Genomic DNA, 16,729 nt, shown 5'->3' with positions numbered 1-16,729 from the left:
GAATTGTGATGATCATGATTCTGTAATTCATGCTTAATTCTTAAATAAAAGACAGACCGCTCTTCTTATCTCTAGCAGGTAAGAAGGGCGGTCTATTTGTTTAGCAGCAGGGCTGCCTTAATGGACGCGTGATACGAGAATTCCGCTCGTTAAGGAATCAAGCATCGGCTTGATATTAGACGTCTCTAAGCCGATCCTTGAAGATACCAGGTAGCGGAATTCATAGAATCCGCCGAGCGTAGCCTTAAAGTTTGTTTCCCAGTAGTTGGTCATCAGCCATGCATAAGTTTCCGGCTTCGCATTTGCAGGCTGTTGGGAATGGACGAGCCGGCGACCATACTCCAACGATCCCCATTGTATGAGAGGTGTATCGGGTGTTCCCAGCAGCAGTGTGTTGGATGCATCCTGCCAAGCGATACCCTCTTGAATGCACGAGTAGTCAAGACAAGTGCCTGGCAGCTGATCGATCCATGGACGTACAAGTACGCCTGCCTTGTCAGCATACACGGTGTCTTCAGCTGCGTTACCGCTCGTGAATGGGAGCGCCACATAGACGTTCTCCGGATTCCATACGCTATCTTTGTGCAGTCTTATGGAGACATCCACACGATTGGAACACGCATGTACTTTAAGGAACAACGCATAATAGCTCATACCCTCTACCTTGTACAGTAGCTCAACCGTTGCGTAAAGAGGTCCGTTCTCCAAGGTGCGTATGCGGACTAATTGTCCGACTGACCGCTTCACTTTTATACCTTTGCGGTTGCGTCCCATTTGACTCCGGACTGCCCAGACTTGTGAGGGGTCCACTTCGTTGTCGGGTGGTGTCACCTCGTAAATGGGCGTAAAGGCATTGTAGTTCCGGTCAGATCGCAGCATTTCTTGCTCTGTCTCTTTGTTGTACCAAGACATAATGCCTGTGCCTTCTTGCCACTTTATGTGTATATAGGGAGATTCCACACCATGCTGTGTCACATGGATAGGCAGCGCTGCATCTGCTGCCGTCACTTTCGGGAACATATCCTCCATGTCGTAGACTCGATCACTGCCCATTAAACGAGTATTGGACGTCATTGATCCAACGGGCTTGCTGCTGTCCTGCCTTGCTCGCAAAGCTAGCGTGCATTCTCCTTTTGCCTGCAGCTCAATGTCCACTATAATGGACTGTTGGTGAGGGGCTTGATGCGGCAATACCTTGCCAGTTTCCTCACATACAACCTCCAGACCGTGCGGGAAATGAGCAGGTTCCCAGCCATCCAGTGACAACGTGATCATATCTCTTGCTGTAGTATCCGCCAAATTCACGACACGATAGCGGTAAGGACGATTGGGGTACAGTGTTGACGTCCCTTGGGCCAACAGAGCCTTGTCCAACGCACGGTATGCTAATCGACTGGCCTCAGCGGCGTTGGTCTGCTTGCGGACTTCTAGCAGTTGGACATTTGGATGCCAAGGTTCATAGATGGACGAGTGATAGCCCCAGGTATGTTCGGCGTACATGATAAGTGCCTGCTCCGCTGCTCCGATTTCTTGATCGGTAACAGCTGCACGGTCAGGGTCTAGACGTTTAACTTTGCGCAGTGTTCTTTGCGCATCACGGTATATTTGTGTGTGCATGGCAGTAGAGCTGACGCCATCCGACCACCAATCGGGCCAGTCTCCGCGATGCACTGGCAATTGGGTTAAGTTCTCCTGCTTCAAGCGAGCGAAGAAGGCAGATAACGTTGTCATTTCGATGCGAATTGAATCACCGAATTGTGTATTCCATTCCGAGATCCAGTCCGCTATCGCAGAGTTAGGGGCACCATTATCCGTCGCCAGTCCTGACAACATCACAGGCACGAAGGAGAAAGGATATTGTTCGGCCTCAAGCTGACACACGTAACGGTTAAGGCGGATACGGGCCAATTGGTCGTGCGTGTCTTTATTTTCATAGAGCTGATGCTGGAATTCATCTTGAATCATGTATTTGCCAAGCGCATCCGGGCAAAGGCCAAGCTCATTACCAAACATGTAATGCTCGCCATTCCATACGAGCAGCTTATTGCCTGCAGCGGTTTCCCACCAGAACGGCTGCTGCTTACGGCCAAGCGCATACATGCCGTGATGCGTATGAATACAGGAGAATAAGTGCTGGATCCCATTATCCAGCAGACTCTGTGCGTAGCCCCAGCTATATCCGTTGATATCGGCTGTCATGGCACTATCAATCGTGTGCCCGATGGATGCGGCATATGCTTGGGCCTTGCTGTGTATGCGCTGCAATAAGTCATAATCAGGCAGTTCCGTCATGTTCAAATAAGTGCCGGAGAGCTCAATGTCTCCCCGTAATACAGCATCAGCAAAGCTTTGCTGTTCTGCGGGTGATGCTTCTTCTAGGAAGCGTTCGACGGCCCAGAATGTTTCGCAAGTCCAACGGAAACCTTTCCACTCTGGCTTGCTTCCATCGTGGGCAGAGGTAACCACACGAAGTGCTTGACGAATAAAGTCGACATGATATTGTTCGATCTTTTCTTGGCGTTCGGTATACCCGATATCAGTATGAGAATGATGAATAGCATATATCGTCCAAGGGCGTGATGGTTGCTGGATAGATGTTTGTTTAATTTGCTGTATTAAGTCCATGGTGATGCACTCCTTTTCATTTAGGGTTAGTTCAGCTTTGTGCTGTAGTGTACAGTAGCGTGCGGTCTAGGAATCAAAATCGTCCCCATTTAGAATTAAGCTTGCGACTAAAAGTCCGGTTATGGGAATAGGAGCTCTATACCCTCAAAAACATGCTCCATCAGGTCACCTTGATGCGTAACGACAGTACCCTGATTGCCAAGGCTGACTTCCAGATATGGAAGCCACAGGTCGCAGCTCTTGGCAATCTGCCCGCCCAGTATGAGGCGGTTTGGCTTAAAGCGCGCCGCATACGGCGCAAGCATGCGGCCGAGGTGGAATCCGTACTCGGCCCAAGCATCGGCAGCCCGCTTGTCGCCGATGCGGGCTGCTGATGCAAGCTCATGCACGTCCTGCTGCGCATGGCGTGCGCCGTACATGTCGGCGAGCGCGATTATGCCGCGTCGGCCGAACTGCTCGTCAACCGCGGCATTGCGGTAGCGCTCTGCATACAGCATGCCGCTTGGCGGCACTCCGTCGCGGCCGGCCACCAGCTTGCCGTGGTCGACAAATCCAGAGCCTATCCCCGTGCCAAGCGTCAGGCAGATAAGCCGCTCGGACGGGTATAGGCGGCTCACGCCAAGCGCGAACAGCGAGGCATCGTTCGCGAAGCGGATGTCCGCTTCAGCCAGCCTCCGCATCCACGCTGGTGCAGCTCGCAGAGAAGCGCGCCGTCGAAGTTCGCGTTGCAGCAGCTCGCCGACGTTCATTCCGTATAGGCGCTCATACTTGCTTACGCCTTGCAGCAAGGCGACGCCGTTCTCGTAATCGAACGGCCCAGGAAAGGCAAAGCCGATACGTACCTTATAGCTTGGCGCCGCGGGCCGTAACGGGGCTTCGCGGATGATGCTACAAGCTTTGGTTTGATCGTAAGGTCTGCATGGTCTAGCGGAAGCACTGTCGCTTGTTCGGCTAGGGGCTTTCTGGCGTGCGCTAATTGGAGCCCGCTCGGCAGCTGCAACGTTAGCCTCATCGTGTGTAGAGCTGGCGCGTGAGGTATGACGTGTCGCCTCATACGACCCCAGTAGTTCGATGCATGCGTTGGCAAGACTTGCTATTATTACATGTGTTTCCCGCTCTGAACGGGATGGCTGTACGATTCGCAAATGAGGCAGCAAGCGGCCTTCTTCGAGCAATGCTGCCTTAAGTGTTGTGCCTCCAGCATCAAGAGCCAACGTGACTGTACGCACAGGCGAGGCTTGATGCAAAGACGCGGTCATTCCCTTACCTCATGGCCATGGTGCCAGCCGTGAGGAAGCAGCGGCGTGCGCCAACTTGGAGCCACTTGCGCACGGATGAGTGTACATGGCGCCTCACCTGCATTTTCCAAACGATAACGTCCAACACTGGCTGGCACGATATAAGCCTCGGCATAACCCCACTCCACAGTCTTCGATGCATCCGCTTCCGGTATCAAGCGGACACGTTCGCCTTCAACGAGATTTAGCATCACAAATGCATCCTCTGTGTCGTCGTTCCATGTATCGGCGAGCTTCAGCCGCCGCACCTGAAACAGCAAATCGTCGCGTTCAGCGAGCAGCTCTTCTACATTGGCCCCTTGTGTGCGATGTACGACAGGCTTAGCAATCAGCTCTTGGCGTGCCATCGTCGTATTAATGCTATCGTCGATATTACAAGCAGCATGTTCCCGGTTAATCGGCCGTGGCAGACCATCCTTGTCCAACCGCAAATAATCATATATCTTAAACGTGAACCACCACGTCGTTGATGAAATCTCCAACACCAGATTATCCCGGCCCGAGCTGTGCACAGCGCCAGGCGGAATCAGGAACAGATCCCCTTTTGTGGCTGCCCACTCATTTACGTAATCTTCCAGTCCCAGCGGTACCTGAGTGGCATGCGCTTCATCTACTGCCTTCAGCAGTTGTTGACCTGTGACACCATCTTGCAGGCCAAGTATAACCTTTGGTGTGGAGTCGGGCTTCTGTTCCATCATGTAGTAGGATTCTTGCTGTGTCATAGTCTCGTTAAATTCAGACTCCACGTAAGGCTGCTTCGGGTGAACTTGTAAGGACAAGCGATCACCGTCAATGGTATCCAAATAGTTAAAGCGAATCGGGAAATAATCACCGAACAATTCTACATTTCGTGGTCCCAATACAGCCAAAGCTTCTGCTTGCAGCATAATTGTAAACGGTACTTCAATTGTATAGTCGCCATACCTAAGCAGGAGTGTGTTTTCCGGTGCAATCGGCTCAAAACTCCATGCACAGTTTGGCCACTCCTTTGGTAGACTGCACAGCTCTTTTAAATATTGCCCGCCCCATATACCGGAGGCAAAAAACGGCTTCACTCTAAATGGCTGCCGTGCAGCCTCGTGCAGCATTGCCATTAGCATAGGAGTAGGGACAGCAACAGGGGCTGTGCAATCATTCATATCTACATAAGTATGAAATGCAGCAAGATGCTCTTTGCGGTATCGCTCCCATACTGGCCACTCCAGAAAAAGTGCTTCCTTGTAGGTAGTGACAGAGTCTACTGAACCGTCTATACCAAGACTGCCCATGCCTTGCTTATGCAGCAGTTGCTGATTCTCTCGGGATAAATCCAAATAGCAGGTTAAGCTGGCCGCTGTCGCGGTACAAGATTCTGCCTGCAGCCAAAGTGCGCCTGGGCCGTAAATAACAAGCAGTGTATTTGGGTCTGCATTATCGGCCTGATGTTCTGGGGCAGCTAGTCCCGTACACTTAGCAGAATCTAGTGCACATGTGTTGTGGGTTTGTAATTTGGCATCTACATCGGACTGCCATTCGTTTCGGGCCGTATCACGAAAATAATCATGGACTGAGACGTCTGCAGCCATATATCCAAATGCGCGGTTGTCTGTCAGATATCGCTTGAATTGACGCTTCAGTTGACTCGAGCTCTTCATATAGTCGTACGTACAGAAAGTAACCACGGAAATGCCACGATGCGTGCTAACCTCATACAAGGCATTTAGAGCCGCATCAAAATCAGCTCCATGAGTACCATCCATAATGAGTCTACAGCGGCTTGAGCGGTTGTCATTGCTCTCTGACTGCGTAGTGGTGCTGTGATGGTTGTATGCAGTTGTCGCTTGGATGACGGATTCAGTATTAAAGGATTGAACGACAGATTCGGCCCATTCCTGATAGCCTACAGTTATGCATTTCGAGTTATGACCGGAATGAAAGGTGGCATTAGTCTCATTTTCGCCTTGTTGGCATGCCGAATTATACTGACTTAGGTGTACGATGTTAAAGGGATAGGTCTGAAAGGGACGTGTTGGTAACTGTCCTTGATAGGCTGCTGGCACGGTGAACGCCTCCATTTCCGCCAAGCGCATGTTGTTATGCTCTTATTGTAAACAGCGGATACAGAGGCGTATTTACACAAACAAGTATGCCTTTTGTACGATCAGGACCTCTTTATGTTGAGGTGGGGGTTGATGGCGGTGCTGGAAAGTGCTGAGAGCCTGATCTCCCTTCCGTGAACTGGGCACGACGAAAACGGGCAGGTGCCACACCGAGCTTGCGTGAAAATACTCGGGTAAAATAGTGCACGGATTCAAATCCGCAGCGGGAGGCGATGTCTTTGATCTCTAGTTCCTCCTGCAGCAGCATCTCTGCGGCCAGCTGCACGCGCCGTTCTTGTATATAATGGACAAAGGTCTGATTCATCTCCTGTGCAAACAGGCGTGTTAAATGTCGAGATGAAATGTGCAAATGTTGTGCGACCAGTTGAAGTGTTAAGTTTTCACTTATATTGTCATCTATAAATAGCTTGGCTTGGCGAAAAAGAGGATTTCCCTCATTTTTTACTTGGGTTGTCTCGCTTAACGTATCCTGACCGCCGCCATGGAGCGGTAGCAGTGAAATTAGAAGTGTTAATGCGGTATGGTGCACAGCCAGTGCAGGGAATGATGACGTCTCCTTGAACATAGAGACAATAGTTGACCACAGATTGGCTGTCGGACTCGCGGCAGCATCCTGCAAGACGGGCACCCCCTTTTCAGCTAAATGGTGATAGGCTTGAATATAGGAGGGGGTGCTTCCTTCCTCAATTAGCTCAAATGCTGCATAACAGAGTGCCATGCCATTTTTGCTCCGTATCTGATGCCATTTTCCCGGTCGAGACAGAAACACTGTACCTGCCAGTAATTCATATTCTCGATCGTCTTCCATATATATACCTTGTCCCTCCATGACATAACAGGCTTCAAAGAAGGAATGGCGGTGTGGTGTATTGTCATAATGCTCTGGCATAAAACCCCAGTAAAGTACTTTTAACCGAATGCCGGGTCCGGATAGCTGCACAGTGGCTCGGTTCAAGATCGTATTGGCTCGTTTAAAAGCGGAGACGGTCTGGGTATTCATATTAACGCCTGCCTTTCAGCTGCTTGCTGTACACATGGATGAACGCAGCTTCTATTGTATCGTTATTATCTTCCTGCGTGAAAGCGATTGTACCTGAAGTGTAAAATTGGAAGCATTCAGTCTTATAATATGTAACTTGTAATAGGCAACTTGTATGGTAATTTGTCAGATTAGACTATATTGTTTTCGGGTGATCTAATGGTTTAACGGCAACAAGATGGACAGGGACTATTTCTGGACTGGACGATCTGGAATAGTTATGATCCGAATGAAGCAACCTGTAGAGAGGTTGCAGCTTGTATTTATATCATTTTAGTGGTGAACTTTTATCACTTTGAGAACAGTATAATCTAAAGTTGATCTGGGATTCACAGCAATGTCACACCGGGGTCATAATGTCTGCAAATTGTCACAGTTTTCCCTCTTTACATATGGGAAAATGGAAGTGCAAGGAAGAAAAAAGGATTTACTTTACGGAGGGGAAGGACGATGCTAACGACGACGGAACAGCCAGCCCACTGGAATGAACAGGCCGTTGAAAGATTGGAAACTCGGAAAGCTGCTTATCAACTATTGGTCGATTTTCTAGGAGAACAACCGACGCTTGAAGTGATTGTGTCTTGGCAGAATCATCCGGAACTATCTCGATTGTCTGAAATATCCGAGGGGGCTCGCCTGCTGTGCGAACGGTTGAAGTCGATGTCGCTGAGCGAGTTATATGCGGTATTCTCTTCGATGCGCGACGAGTACGTGCGATTGTTTAGCCGGGGTGGCGAATTGCCAGTTACCCCATGCGAGTCCATGTACCGCGCTTCAGAACAGATGCTGCCGAAGTCCTACGCCCAAGAAGTACGCGAGACTTACGCCGATTTTAGCCTGTACTTTAAGAAGATGCATGGCGAACCCGATGATCATATCGCAATCGAATTGGAATTTATGGCCGTTATCATTGAGAAGATGCTGAACACGGTTATGACAGCAGAGCGTTATGATCGTTATATGAATGGACAACGCGAATTTGTTAGAGAGCACTTGCAACGTTGGGCCGCTCGTTTCGGGGAGGATCTGGAACAGCATTCGAAGCATCCTGTATATGTCGCAGTTGGCATTATGTTGCAGGATTTCTTGGCGAAAGAAGCCGCTTGGGCTGCCAACTAGCAGACTAGCTTGGCATGAAGGACAACTCAGTGCGTCGCCTTATAAGCGACGCATGCACATACAAGAAGACGGGACCCGTTATCTAGGGAACCCGTCTTTTTTGTTGATCCTTTAATGAAAGAATTGGTTATGCTGCGCATAAGAGCAAGATGGTTATTGATAGCTAAGAAATAAGGCACTAGGCAATCAATTTTAATCCAACTACAGAACCTACAATTAAGGCAATACATCCTACTCTGACGGCAGACTTCTGCTCACCAAAGACAAACATGCCAAGCAGAGTGCTGCCTGCTGTTCCGATACCGGTCCAGATGGCGTAAGCGGTCCCCATGGAAATGCTCTCCATAGCATATGACAGCATGGAAAAGCTAACGCCAAATGTTAACGCCATGTATACATAAGAGGTCCAGTGAGGGTTCGTAGTCGCACGCTTAATGGCAAGCACACCAGCAACCTCACATAGACCAGCCACGATAAGGGCGATCCAAGCCATTAGACCTCACTCTCCTTTGTATGTGACGTGGTGACTAGCTTCAAGCCGATAACCCCGGCTGCTAATGTGGCGATAAATAACAATTTTAATAATTTGACGGGTTCACCAAACACAAGCATCTCTGTTAATACAGTACCTGCAGTACCTAGTCCTGTGAATACCGCATACACCGTACCGAGCGGCAGATGCTTGGCAGCATCAATCAATACTTTAAAGCTGATTATAATTGCAATGATCGTAATGAGCCATTCCCACCAGAGGGTGGAATGCTTTAGCCCCGTTACCCAAATAACTTCAATGACGCCAGCGAGGACGACAAGGAGCCAGTGCTTATTGTTGTTGTTCACGTTGTATACCCCCATTAGACTCACAAGTTAACCCTCTCCAAAACAAGGCCCAGGAGGCTTCCAGCTTGCGCTCAAAGCGCTCAGGACCTCCGTACAGCAGCTCTACAAACAATCCATCCAGAATGCACATAAATGCCGTCGCAGCCTGTTCTGGGTGCACAGCTCCAATCTCCCGCGTACGTATACCTTGGGCCATGAGCGGTACGAGCCCACTTTCAAGACGATCAAGAAACGCATATAACTGTCCCATTACCTGTTCATGGAGAGGGGCAGGCGGAAAAAATGACATCCTCAGCATAAATTTCAATTCAGGTTTCTTTGCATAGCTTTCTTTATACAAGGTGAGCACCTGCTTGAGCTGATCGTGAAGAGCAGTTTGCTCATTCCTTCGTAATAGAGCACCGACGTAATCGAGTTCCTCCTGAAACACGCCTTGAAGAACGTGCAGAAATAGATCTTCCTTGCTCTTATAATGTGCATAAATAGAAGGTTTCTTAATCCCAACCTCTTCAGCGATCTTAGCCATAGAAGCCCCGTCATAGCCGTATTCGGCAAAGTGAGCTAAAGCGACTTGATGAATACGATTAGCCGTTACCATTTTTACCTCCGATAATAATTTTAATTTCCTTCCTACCGTTCGTTAGTTATTATTTCACAGGATGAAGGACGTGTCAATTATGAAGACGTCAAAATGATATTGGTATAGCAATTAAATCGTTCATTGGGCATAATGAAAGCACAGCATACATATATATTCAGCGCTTCGAGGCTCATTTATTCGAACCCGCAGCTGTCGGGTACGTAATATGGAGATGGGTTAGTTCGGGGAGGGGGTACACGATGAGAAGGACGTTTCAAGTTATTATTTTTATAATCATGCTGCTTACGCTCGGATATTATGTGAACGATACATTTGGCAAAACGATTGCTTGGGCACTCAGCTTGCTGACCACATTGGCGGTTATCACGTTGGTGATTACTATTTTTATGGAAAATCGTCATCCTTCCAGCACGGTGGCATGGATACTGATGCTTGCGCTCGTACCTGTTGTCGGGTTCTTTTTTTATTTGTTATTCGGTCAAAATTATCGCAAACGAAGAAAGTATTCACAGAAGGCAAAACGGGATAAGCACAGCTACGGCTTTCTTGATAAAGAGCAAATGGCCAGACACCCGCGATATGCGGAATTCACGCCAGACCAGCGTCTGATGCTGCAATTAACGAATCGTATGAGCAAAAGTCCCGTTACATTTTCTTCTCACACGGAAGTGTTAACGAATGGCGAGGAGACGTTTGCCTCACTCATTACAGAATTAAAAAAAGCACGTCATCATATTCATATGGAGTATTACATCTATAGAGATGACGAGATTGGCCGCGAGATTAAGCAGATATTGATGGAAAAGGCGAGGCAAGGCGTAGAAGTTCGCTTTATGTACGATGCGGTAGGCAGCTTATATTTGAAGAAACCTTTTGTCGAGGAGATGCGTCGTGCTGGGGTTGAGGTTGCTGCTTTTGGCCCTGTGAAGCTGCGTGTCTTCTCAAGTAAAGTAAATTATCGCAATCATCGTAAAATTGTCATTGTAGATGGCAATGTCGGCTTTATTGGCGGGCTCAACGTTGGTGATGAATATTTAAGCCGCAACAAAACCTATGGGTTCTGGCGAGACACTCACATGATCGTAAGAGGAGAAGCGGTGCAGACGCTGCAAGTAATCTTTCTTCAGGATTGGCGACATATGACGGAGCAGCATATTACAGGGGCGCAGTATTTCGTGGCGTGCTCTTCCGGTGTTGAGGAGCAAGGGGCGGTTCAAATAATAGCCAGTGGCCCCGATCAGGAATTCCAGACGATGAAAAATGTATTCTTCTCCATGCTAACGTCTGCCAAACGATCGATATGGATTGCGACGCCTTATTTTATACCGGATGAAGATATTTTTACGGCACTCAAAGTGGCTGCATTATCTGGCATCGAAGTAAAGCTGCTGTTTCCCAGCAAGCCTGATAAGTGGCTTCCTTTTTTAGCGTCTCATTCATACTTTACTGGATTAATCGAAGCTGGGGCACGTATATATGAATATGAAAAAGGTTTCCTGCACTCTAAACTTATTATTGTAGATGGCGAGCTGGCTACGATCGGCACGACCAATATGGATATGCGCAGCTTCTACTTGAATTTTGAAGTGAACGCGTTACTGCTGCGTACCGAGAGTGTTCAGCGTTTGGTGAGCGACTTTGAACGAGACTTGCAGTCGGCAACGCGAATTCGGGAAGAACAGTTTTTACGCAGACGTATGGCAACACGATTTTTGGAATCGGTGGCCCGCTTGTTCTCGCCGCTGTTATAGCGGCGGGTACTCCTGCATAACGATCAAGGCCGTATGGATTGACGGATGGTAATCTTTGTGGCATCATAAGAGATAATTATTTTTGAGAACGATTATCATCTTCGGTTAGTTCGGCTAGCGTAATAACGCTGCTGCTGAATTAGGATTTTACGTATGTGTATTTAGCTTATTGATTATAGAATTCAAGTATAGTGGCGTTCAAGCGCAAGGAGGAACGACAATGGGAGTATTGCAGACGCAGTCGTTAACGTTGTCTTACGGGGATACCAACATAATAGAAGATTTATCCGTGCAAATTCCAGAAGGTAAGATTACGGTGCTTATTGGAAGCAATGGCTGCGGCAAGTCTACACTGCTCCGCTCGCTTGCTCGGCTTATGAAGCCTAACCAAGGATCTGTGTTGCTGGATGGACGTGATATCCACCAGTCGGCCACGAAGGAAGTTGCTCGCAAGATGGCGATCCTGCCCCAAGGCCCCGTTGCACCGGAAGGGTTAACTGTACATCAGTTGGTTAAGCAGGGACGATATCCTTACCAGACATGGCTGAAGCAGTGGTCTGAAGAGGATGAGAAGCTGGTAAGTTACGCGCTTAAGGTGACTAATATGGAGCCTTTTGCAGATCGTTCTGTTGATGCGCTGTCAGGTGGACAACGTCAGCGAGCATGGATTGCGATGACATTGGCACAGAACACGGACATTATTTTGCTGGATGAGCCGACTACATACTTGGATATGAGCCACCAGATCGAGATCCTTGATCTGTTGTATGAATTGAATCGCAAGGAAGGTCGTACGATTGCGATGGTTCTACATGACTTGAACCTGGCTTGTCGTTATGCGGACCATATTATTGCTGTACGTGACAAAGGGATTTATAATCAAGGCGCGCCGGAGAGCATCTTGACACCGCAGCTGGTAAAAGATGTATTCCATATGGAATGTGTAATCTGCTCTGATCCGCTATTTGGCACACCGATGTGTGTACCGCGTGGCAAGGGGCGGATGTGCCCTGCTAATTGTGAATTGTTGGAGCAGTGTGATGCTCCACAATTGGTAGGCGCTGTATAAGGAAAGATGAAGTGATATTGGTACGGTGAAGCCATCTCCTGCATCATGGTATGCAAGATGGCTTTTTTTGCTGCAAACAGGCGTTTATTTATTGACAACCTGTTAATTAACACGTACGCTTTTCTTGAAAATGTCTTTGGTAAGAGGACAATATCTGCATACACTAGGGTAATAAGCTGTACTCGGGTTATTCAGATGGAGGAGGAACGGTATGAAGTACCGCAGTGTCTTTGACATTATTGGTCCGATTATGGTTGGCCCTTCGAGCTCCCATACGGCGGGGGCAGCGAAGATCGGCAGATTGGCTCGCAGCATCTTCGGGCGCCAGCCCCGACAAGTTCACATTTCATTGTATGGGTCGTTTGCCGAAACGTTTAAAGGGCATGCGACAGACGTCGCTTTAATAGCTGGCTTGCTGGATTATGATACCAATGATCCACGTTTGCCTGAGGCTCCGAAATACGCAGAGGAAGCAGGCGTTGAAGTTAACATTACGACTGAAGAGGCCGTTCCAGAGCACCCGAACACAGCGCGTATCTTGATGAAAGACGACCAGGATGAGATGGAGGTCGTAGGAATCTCGATCGGCGGCGGCAAGGTGGAGATCTGCGAGCTGAATGGGTTTCAGTTGAATTTGTCTGGGCAGAGCCCAGCTATACTGGTTGTGAACCATGACCGTTTCGGCGTCATTGCTGGTGTGACGAACATATTAAGCCAGCAACAAGTGAATATTGGCAATATGAAGGTGTCACGTAAGGAAAAAGGGAAGATGGCTCTAATGGTCATTGAAACGGATGAGATGATGAATGAAGTGATTATAGATGAAATCCGTAAGCTTCCAGGTGTGAGCCGAGTTCTCCGCATGGAGGATTAGATCAAGTTCCGATGCAGATCTTAACAACGAATTTGATCCGTAATCAGGGCAGCGAATGCTGAGTATATACGGAATTACTGTGTATACGCTCTGGGACTAGAGTGAACGGATGGAGTAACGAAAAAGGAGGTAACGCTTACATGTTTCGTAACGTAGCTGAATTAGTTGCCTTGGCTGAAGAGCGTTCGTGCTCAATTGCCGATATTATGATTGAGCAAGAAGTAAGGGTATCAGGTCGCAGCCTCGAGCAGGTTCGCGAGCAGATGGGCCGCAATCTGGACGTGATGGAGCAGGCTGTGGAACGCGGATTAAACGGCGTGCAGTCCCATTCGGGATTGACTGGTGGAGACGCGGTCAAGATGCATCACTATATAGCCAGTGGCAAAGGTTTGAGCGGACACACCATTCTCGACGCTGTTAGCAAGGCAGTTGCAACCAATGAAGTCAACGCAGCTATGGGTCTTATTTGCGCAACGCCGACTGCGGGCTCCGCTGGTGTTGTGCCAGGCGTATTATTTGCGCTTCGTGACAAGCTGAATCCGACGCGCGAGCAGATGATCGACTTTTTGTTCACTTCCGGCGCCTTTGGCATGGTAGTGGCGAATAACGCGTCGATCAGCGGCGCAGCAGGTGGCTGCCAAGCCGAAGTTGGCTCTGCCGCAGGTATGGCCGCCGCATCGATCGTGGCGCTTGCTGGCGGTACACCGCAGCAGTCCGCGACGGGTATGGCAATTGCGCTTAAGAACTTGCTTGGCCTCGTCTGTGACCCGGTTGCGGGCCTTGTCGAGGTGCCATGCGTAAAGCGCAACGCAATGGGGGCGGCTGTGGCTATGGTAGCCGCAGATATGTCGCTTGCTGGCATCACGAGCACGATCCCGTGCGACGAGGTGATCGAGGCGATGTTCCGCATCGGGCAGACGATGCCGACTGCACTGCGGGAGACTGCGTTGGGCGGGCTTGCCGCAACACCTACAGGCAAGCGGCTGAAGCAAGAGATATTTGGCGATGCAGATTCCCAAAAGCCATAAAGAACGATAAAATAACCTTTGTCCTGTTCAGTTGAACTTAGGCAAAGGTTATTTTGTTGTTTTAGTCGAAGTAGTTCTTATCTATTATTAAATTTTTGGCCTGTTCCGTTTACAACTACAGTCCATGTTCGTTACTATAGATCAGGTGTGGATTGCGCATAATACACCCTAACGCATTAGTATAAGTTAAAGTACACAATAAGCAGAGTATACAAGAGCAGATAGAAATAGGTTGTGTGTGTGAAAGCGAACAAGACAATCAGCAATCCTTTATAAGCAAGCAGCAAACATAGAACCTCGAAAGGGGCAGCAACTTGATATGTCTAAGCAGGATCTACATATAATGCAGGGAAATCAGCAAGAAAGTGTGACCGCGCAGCGTAAAGCGGAGCACGTGCGCATTTGCTTAGAAGAACAGGTGAATGGCGTGGGGATCACGACTGGCCTCGAACAGTATCGTTTTGTCCATCAGGCGCTGCCTGAGATTGACTTTAATGATATTAATATCTGTACAGAGTGGTTTGGCAAATCGATGGCAGCCCCGTTTCTGATCAGCTCGATGACTGGGGGCAGTCATGGAACGGGTGCAATCAATCGCCGCTTGGCTGCTGCAGCCGAAGCTAGGGGCTGGGCCATGGGCGTGGGGTCTGTGCGTGCGGCGGTCGAAGATGAGACGGTCGCTGAGACGTTCCGATTGCGTGATGTGGCACCGACGATTCCACTGCTGGCTAACATAGGTGCTGTACAGCTTAACATGGGGATGAGCGTTGACCATTGCCGTCGTGCAGTTGACATTGTAGAGGCGGATGCGCTTGTCCTGCATCTAAATGCGATGCAAGAAGTATTTCAGCCGGAGGGCGATGTTAACTTCTCCCGTCTACTGCCTAAGATTGAAGCGCTGTGCAGTCAATTAGGCGTACCAGTCGGTGTAAAGGAAGTGGGATGGGGCATAGCTGCTGACACAGCTTGCCTGCTTGCAGAAGCTGGCGTATCCTTTATCGATGTAGCCGGAGCTGGCGGCACATCCTGGAGCCAGGTGGAGAAGCTGCGTTCAAAGGTAGGTGTGCGTCGCCGTGCAGCCGATGTGTTTGCAGATTGGGGCATCCCTACGGCAGATAGCGTAATTCAAGTGCGCGATGCGCTGCCAGGTATGGCACTCATTGCCAGCGGGGGACTGAATCATGGTGTGGACGCCGCCAAAGCATTAGCCTTGGGTGCAAACTTCGCCGGTTATGGCCGCTCGCTGCTAGCGTCTGCGGTTGAAACCGATGAAGCTGTATACGAGATGCTGGAACAGGTCGAATTGGAACTTAAAATAGCGATGTTTGGCATCGGTGCAGCATCGTTATTAGAGCTGCGAGGGACGACCAGGTTAGCTAAAGGCTGATGGCTGTGCGGAATAGTGGCTTTGCAGTACATTTTATTAACCTGAAAGATTTGTGGATGCCTCTGTCTTAAGTAGTACGCTGTAAGCAGCGGATACTTGTAAAGTCGGGTCATCATGACCACTTCAGGCGATTGTTCGCTTATTCTAGTTCGCATTTTGCTAACGGTGTATTTTATGGTCAAACAGAGTTATTATTTTTGTGCCGAAAAGTGTTGAAAACGCTTGAATTTGACCATTAAGCGTGAAAAAAGTAAATATTTATTTAATTTTGGGAAATAAAACCTGTACCCATACAATGGAAAATCCTTTATATTAGGTTTGAAATCACAATCTAACGTTCGGAATTATCATTTGTTATTTGGTCATGCATCGATACCGAACGAGCGAGCGTCGATACATACTTACTTATAGAAGGAAGGTTGTCGGGATGAAACAATCAGTTTTCAACTTCAGCACCAAGACGGTGGTTGCTATCGGTATCGGAGCGGCTTTATACGGCTTGCTCGGTAATATTTCTATTCCTCTTATTGCCCAGACGGCACTGCGGCCGGCTATTGCGATTTTGACCATTTTTGGTGCCATGTTCGGACCCGTGGTAGGTTTGCTTAGCGGCTTTATCGGTCACATCATCACAGACTTAACGTGGGGCGGCGGCCAGATCTGGTGGACGTGGGTAGTGGGTTCTGCCGTTACGGGTCTGGGAATGGGACTTGTATCTATGAGCCGTTCCTTTAATGTAAATGAAGGTAGCTCCAGCACATCACATATCGTGACGCTAGCTGTAGCAGGCAGCTTAGCGCTTGCCGTAGGTTTTGGTGTGTCCAGTGTGCTCGACGTGTACTTGTACGGAGAAGCGCCTGATAAGATGTGGGCACAATATGGTTTTGCTACGATTTCTAACGTTATTGTTCATTTGGTATTAGGTGTTCCGGCTGTGCTCGGCTTGTTAAAGCTGAACCGTCGCAATTCCAACCTTAAAGTAATGAAATAGGCATCACA

General features: G+C 48.8%; 15 protein-coding genes. 7 read left to right on the top strand and 8 right to left on the bottom strand.

What is annotated here, in order from left to right; genetic code table 11:
* Positions 1–117 precede the first annotated feature (117 nt).
* From MH117_RS11685 to MH117_RS11665, 5 genes are all read right to left on the bottom strand, one after another.
* On the bottom strand, positions 118–2,625 hold the full coding sequence (locus MH117_RS11685; RefSeq protein ID WP_239328882.1) for a glycoside hydrolase family 38 N-terminal domain-containing protein: 2,508 nt from the start codon (positions 2,623–2,625) through the stop codon (positions 118–120).
* 119 nt (positions 2,626–2,744) lie between these two features.
* Entirely contained in the window at positions 2,745–3,374 is a 630-nt protein-coding gene (locus tag MH117_RS11680; RefSeq protein ID WP_239328881.1) for an ROK family protein, read from the bottom strand.
* A 23-nt stretch (positions 3,375–3,397) separates the two neighbouring features.
* Positions 3,398–3,637 carry a hypothetical protein gene (locus tag MH117_RS11675; protein WP_239328880.1) on the bottom strand — a complete coding sequence of 80 codons (240 nt, stop codon included), beginning with the start codon at positions 3,635–3,637 and terminating at the stop codon, positions 3,398–3,400.
* Positions 3,638–3,880: 243 nt separating this feature from the next.
* Positions 3,881–5,992 (bottom strand): class I mannose-6-phosphate isomerase, encoded by a 2,112-nt coding sequence (locus MH117_RS11670; RefSeq protein WP_239328879.1) that lies wholly within the window; start codon positions 5,990–5,992, stop codon positions 3,881–3,883.
* A gap of 82 nt (positions 5,993–6,074) precedes the next feature.
* Positions 6,075–7,022, bottom strand: coding sequence for an AraC family transcriptional regulator (locus tag MH117_RS11665; RefSeq protein WP_239328877.1), 948 nt, complete (start codon positions 7,020–7,022; stop codon positions 6,075–6,077).
* 489 nt (positions 7,023–7,511) lie between these two features.
* Between MH117_RS11665 and MH117_RS11660 the strand changes: the two genes are divergently transcribed.
* Entirely contained in the window at positions 7,512–8,180 is a 669-nt protein-coding gene (locus MH117_RS11660) for a TorD/DmsD family molecular chaperone (RefSeq protein ID WP_239328876.1), read from the top strand.
* Positions 8,181–8,358: 178 nt separating this feature from the next.
* Here the strand turns inward: MH117_RS11660 and MH117_RS11655 are convergent, their stop codons facing one another.
* The 3 genes from MH117_RS11655 to MH117_RS11645 are packed head-to-tail and all read right to left on the bottom strand — an operon-like array spanning position 8,359 to position 9,618.
* A complete protein-coding gene (locus tag MH117_RS11655; protein ID WP_239328875.1) occupies positions 8,359–8,673 on the bottom strand; it encodes a DMT family transporter in 315 nt (104 codons plus the stop codon).
* Positions 8,673–9,020 (bottom strand): DMT family transporter, encoded by a 348-nt coding sequence (locus MH117_RS11650; RefSeq protein ID WP_239328874.1) that lies wholly within the window; start codon positions 9,018–9,020, stop codon positions 8,673–8,675. Before MH117_RS11650 ends, MH117_RS11655 begins: the two co-directional genes overlap by 1 nt.
* Positions 9,004–9,618, bottom strand: coding sequence for a TetR/AcrR family transcriptional regulator (locus MH117_RS11645; protein WP_239328873.1), 615 nt, complete (start codon positions 9,616–9,618; stop codon positions 9,004–9,006). The genes MH117_RS11650 and MH117_RS11645 overlap by 17 nt, the downstream gene beginning before the upstream one ends.
* Positions 9,619–9,860: 242 nt before the next feature.
* Between MH117_RS11645 and cls the strand changes: the two genes are divergently transcribed.
* From cls to MH117_RS11615, 6 genes are all read left to right on the top strand, one after another.
* A complete protein-coding gene (cls, locus tag MH117_RS11640) occupies positions 9,861–11,372 on the top strand; it encodes a cardiolipin synthase (protein WP_239328872.1) in 1,512 nt (503 codons plus the stop codon).
* Between the two features lie 220 nt (positions 11,373–11,592).
* On the top strand, positions 11,593–12,441 hold the full coding sequence (locus MH117_RS11635) for an ABC transporter ATP-binding protein (protein ID WP_239328871.1): 849 nt from the start codon (positions 11,593–11,595) through the stop codon (positions 12,439–12,441).
* A 211-nt stretch (positions 12,442–12,652) separates the two neighbouring features.
* Positions 12,653–13,315 carry an L-serine ammonia-lyase, iron-sulfur-dependent subunit beta gene (gene sdaAB / locus MH117_RS11630; RefSeq protein WP_239328870.1) on the top strand — a complete coding sequence of 221 codons (663 nt, stop codon included), beginning with the start codon at positions 12,653–12,655 and terminating at the stop codon, positions 13,313–13,315.
* Between the two features lie 140 nt (positions 13,316–13,455).
* On the top strand, positions 13,456–14,343 hold the full coding sequence (sdaAA, locus tag MH117_RS11625) for an L-serine ammonia-lyase, iron-sulfur-dependent, subunit alpha (RefSeq protein WP_239328869.1): 888 nt from the start codon (positions 13,456–13,458) through the stop codon (positions 14,341–14,343).
* Positions 14,344–14,686: 343 nt separating this feature from the next.
* Positions 14,687–15,730 (top strand): type 2 isopentenyl-diphosphate Delta-isomerase, encoded by a 1,044-nt coding sequence (gene fni, locus MH117_RS11620; protein WP_239328868.1) that lies wholly within the window; start codon positions 14,687–14,689, stop codon positions 15,728–15,730.
* A gap of 427 nt (positions 15,731–16,157) precedes the next feature.
* A complete protein-coding gene (locus MH117_RS11615) occupies positions 16,158–16,721 on the top strand; it encodes an ECF-type riboflavin transporter substrate-binding protein (RefSeq protein ID WP_239328867.1) in 564 nt (187 codons plus the stop codon).
* The last annotated feature ends 8 nt before the right edge of the window (positions 16,722–16,729 follow it).

Origin of the sequence: Paenibacillus sp. ACRRX (assembly GCF_022346885.1) — a bacterium.
Lineage (GTDB): Bacteria > Bacillota > Bacilli > Paenibacillales > Paenibacillaceae > Paenibacillus_B.
This window is presented reverse-complemented; position numbering and strand designations above follow the sequence as displayed.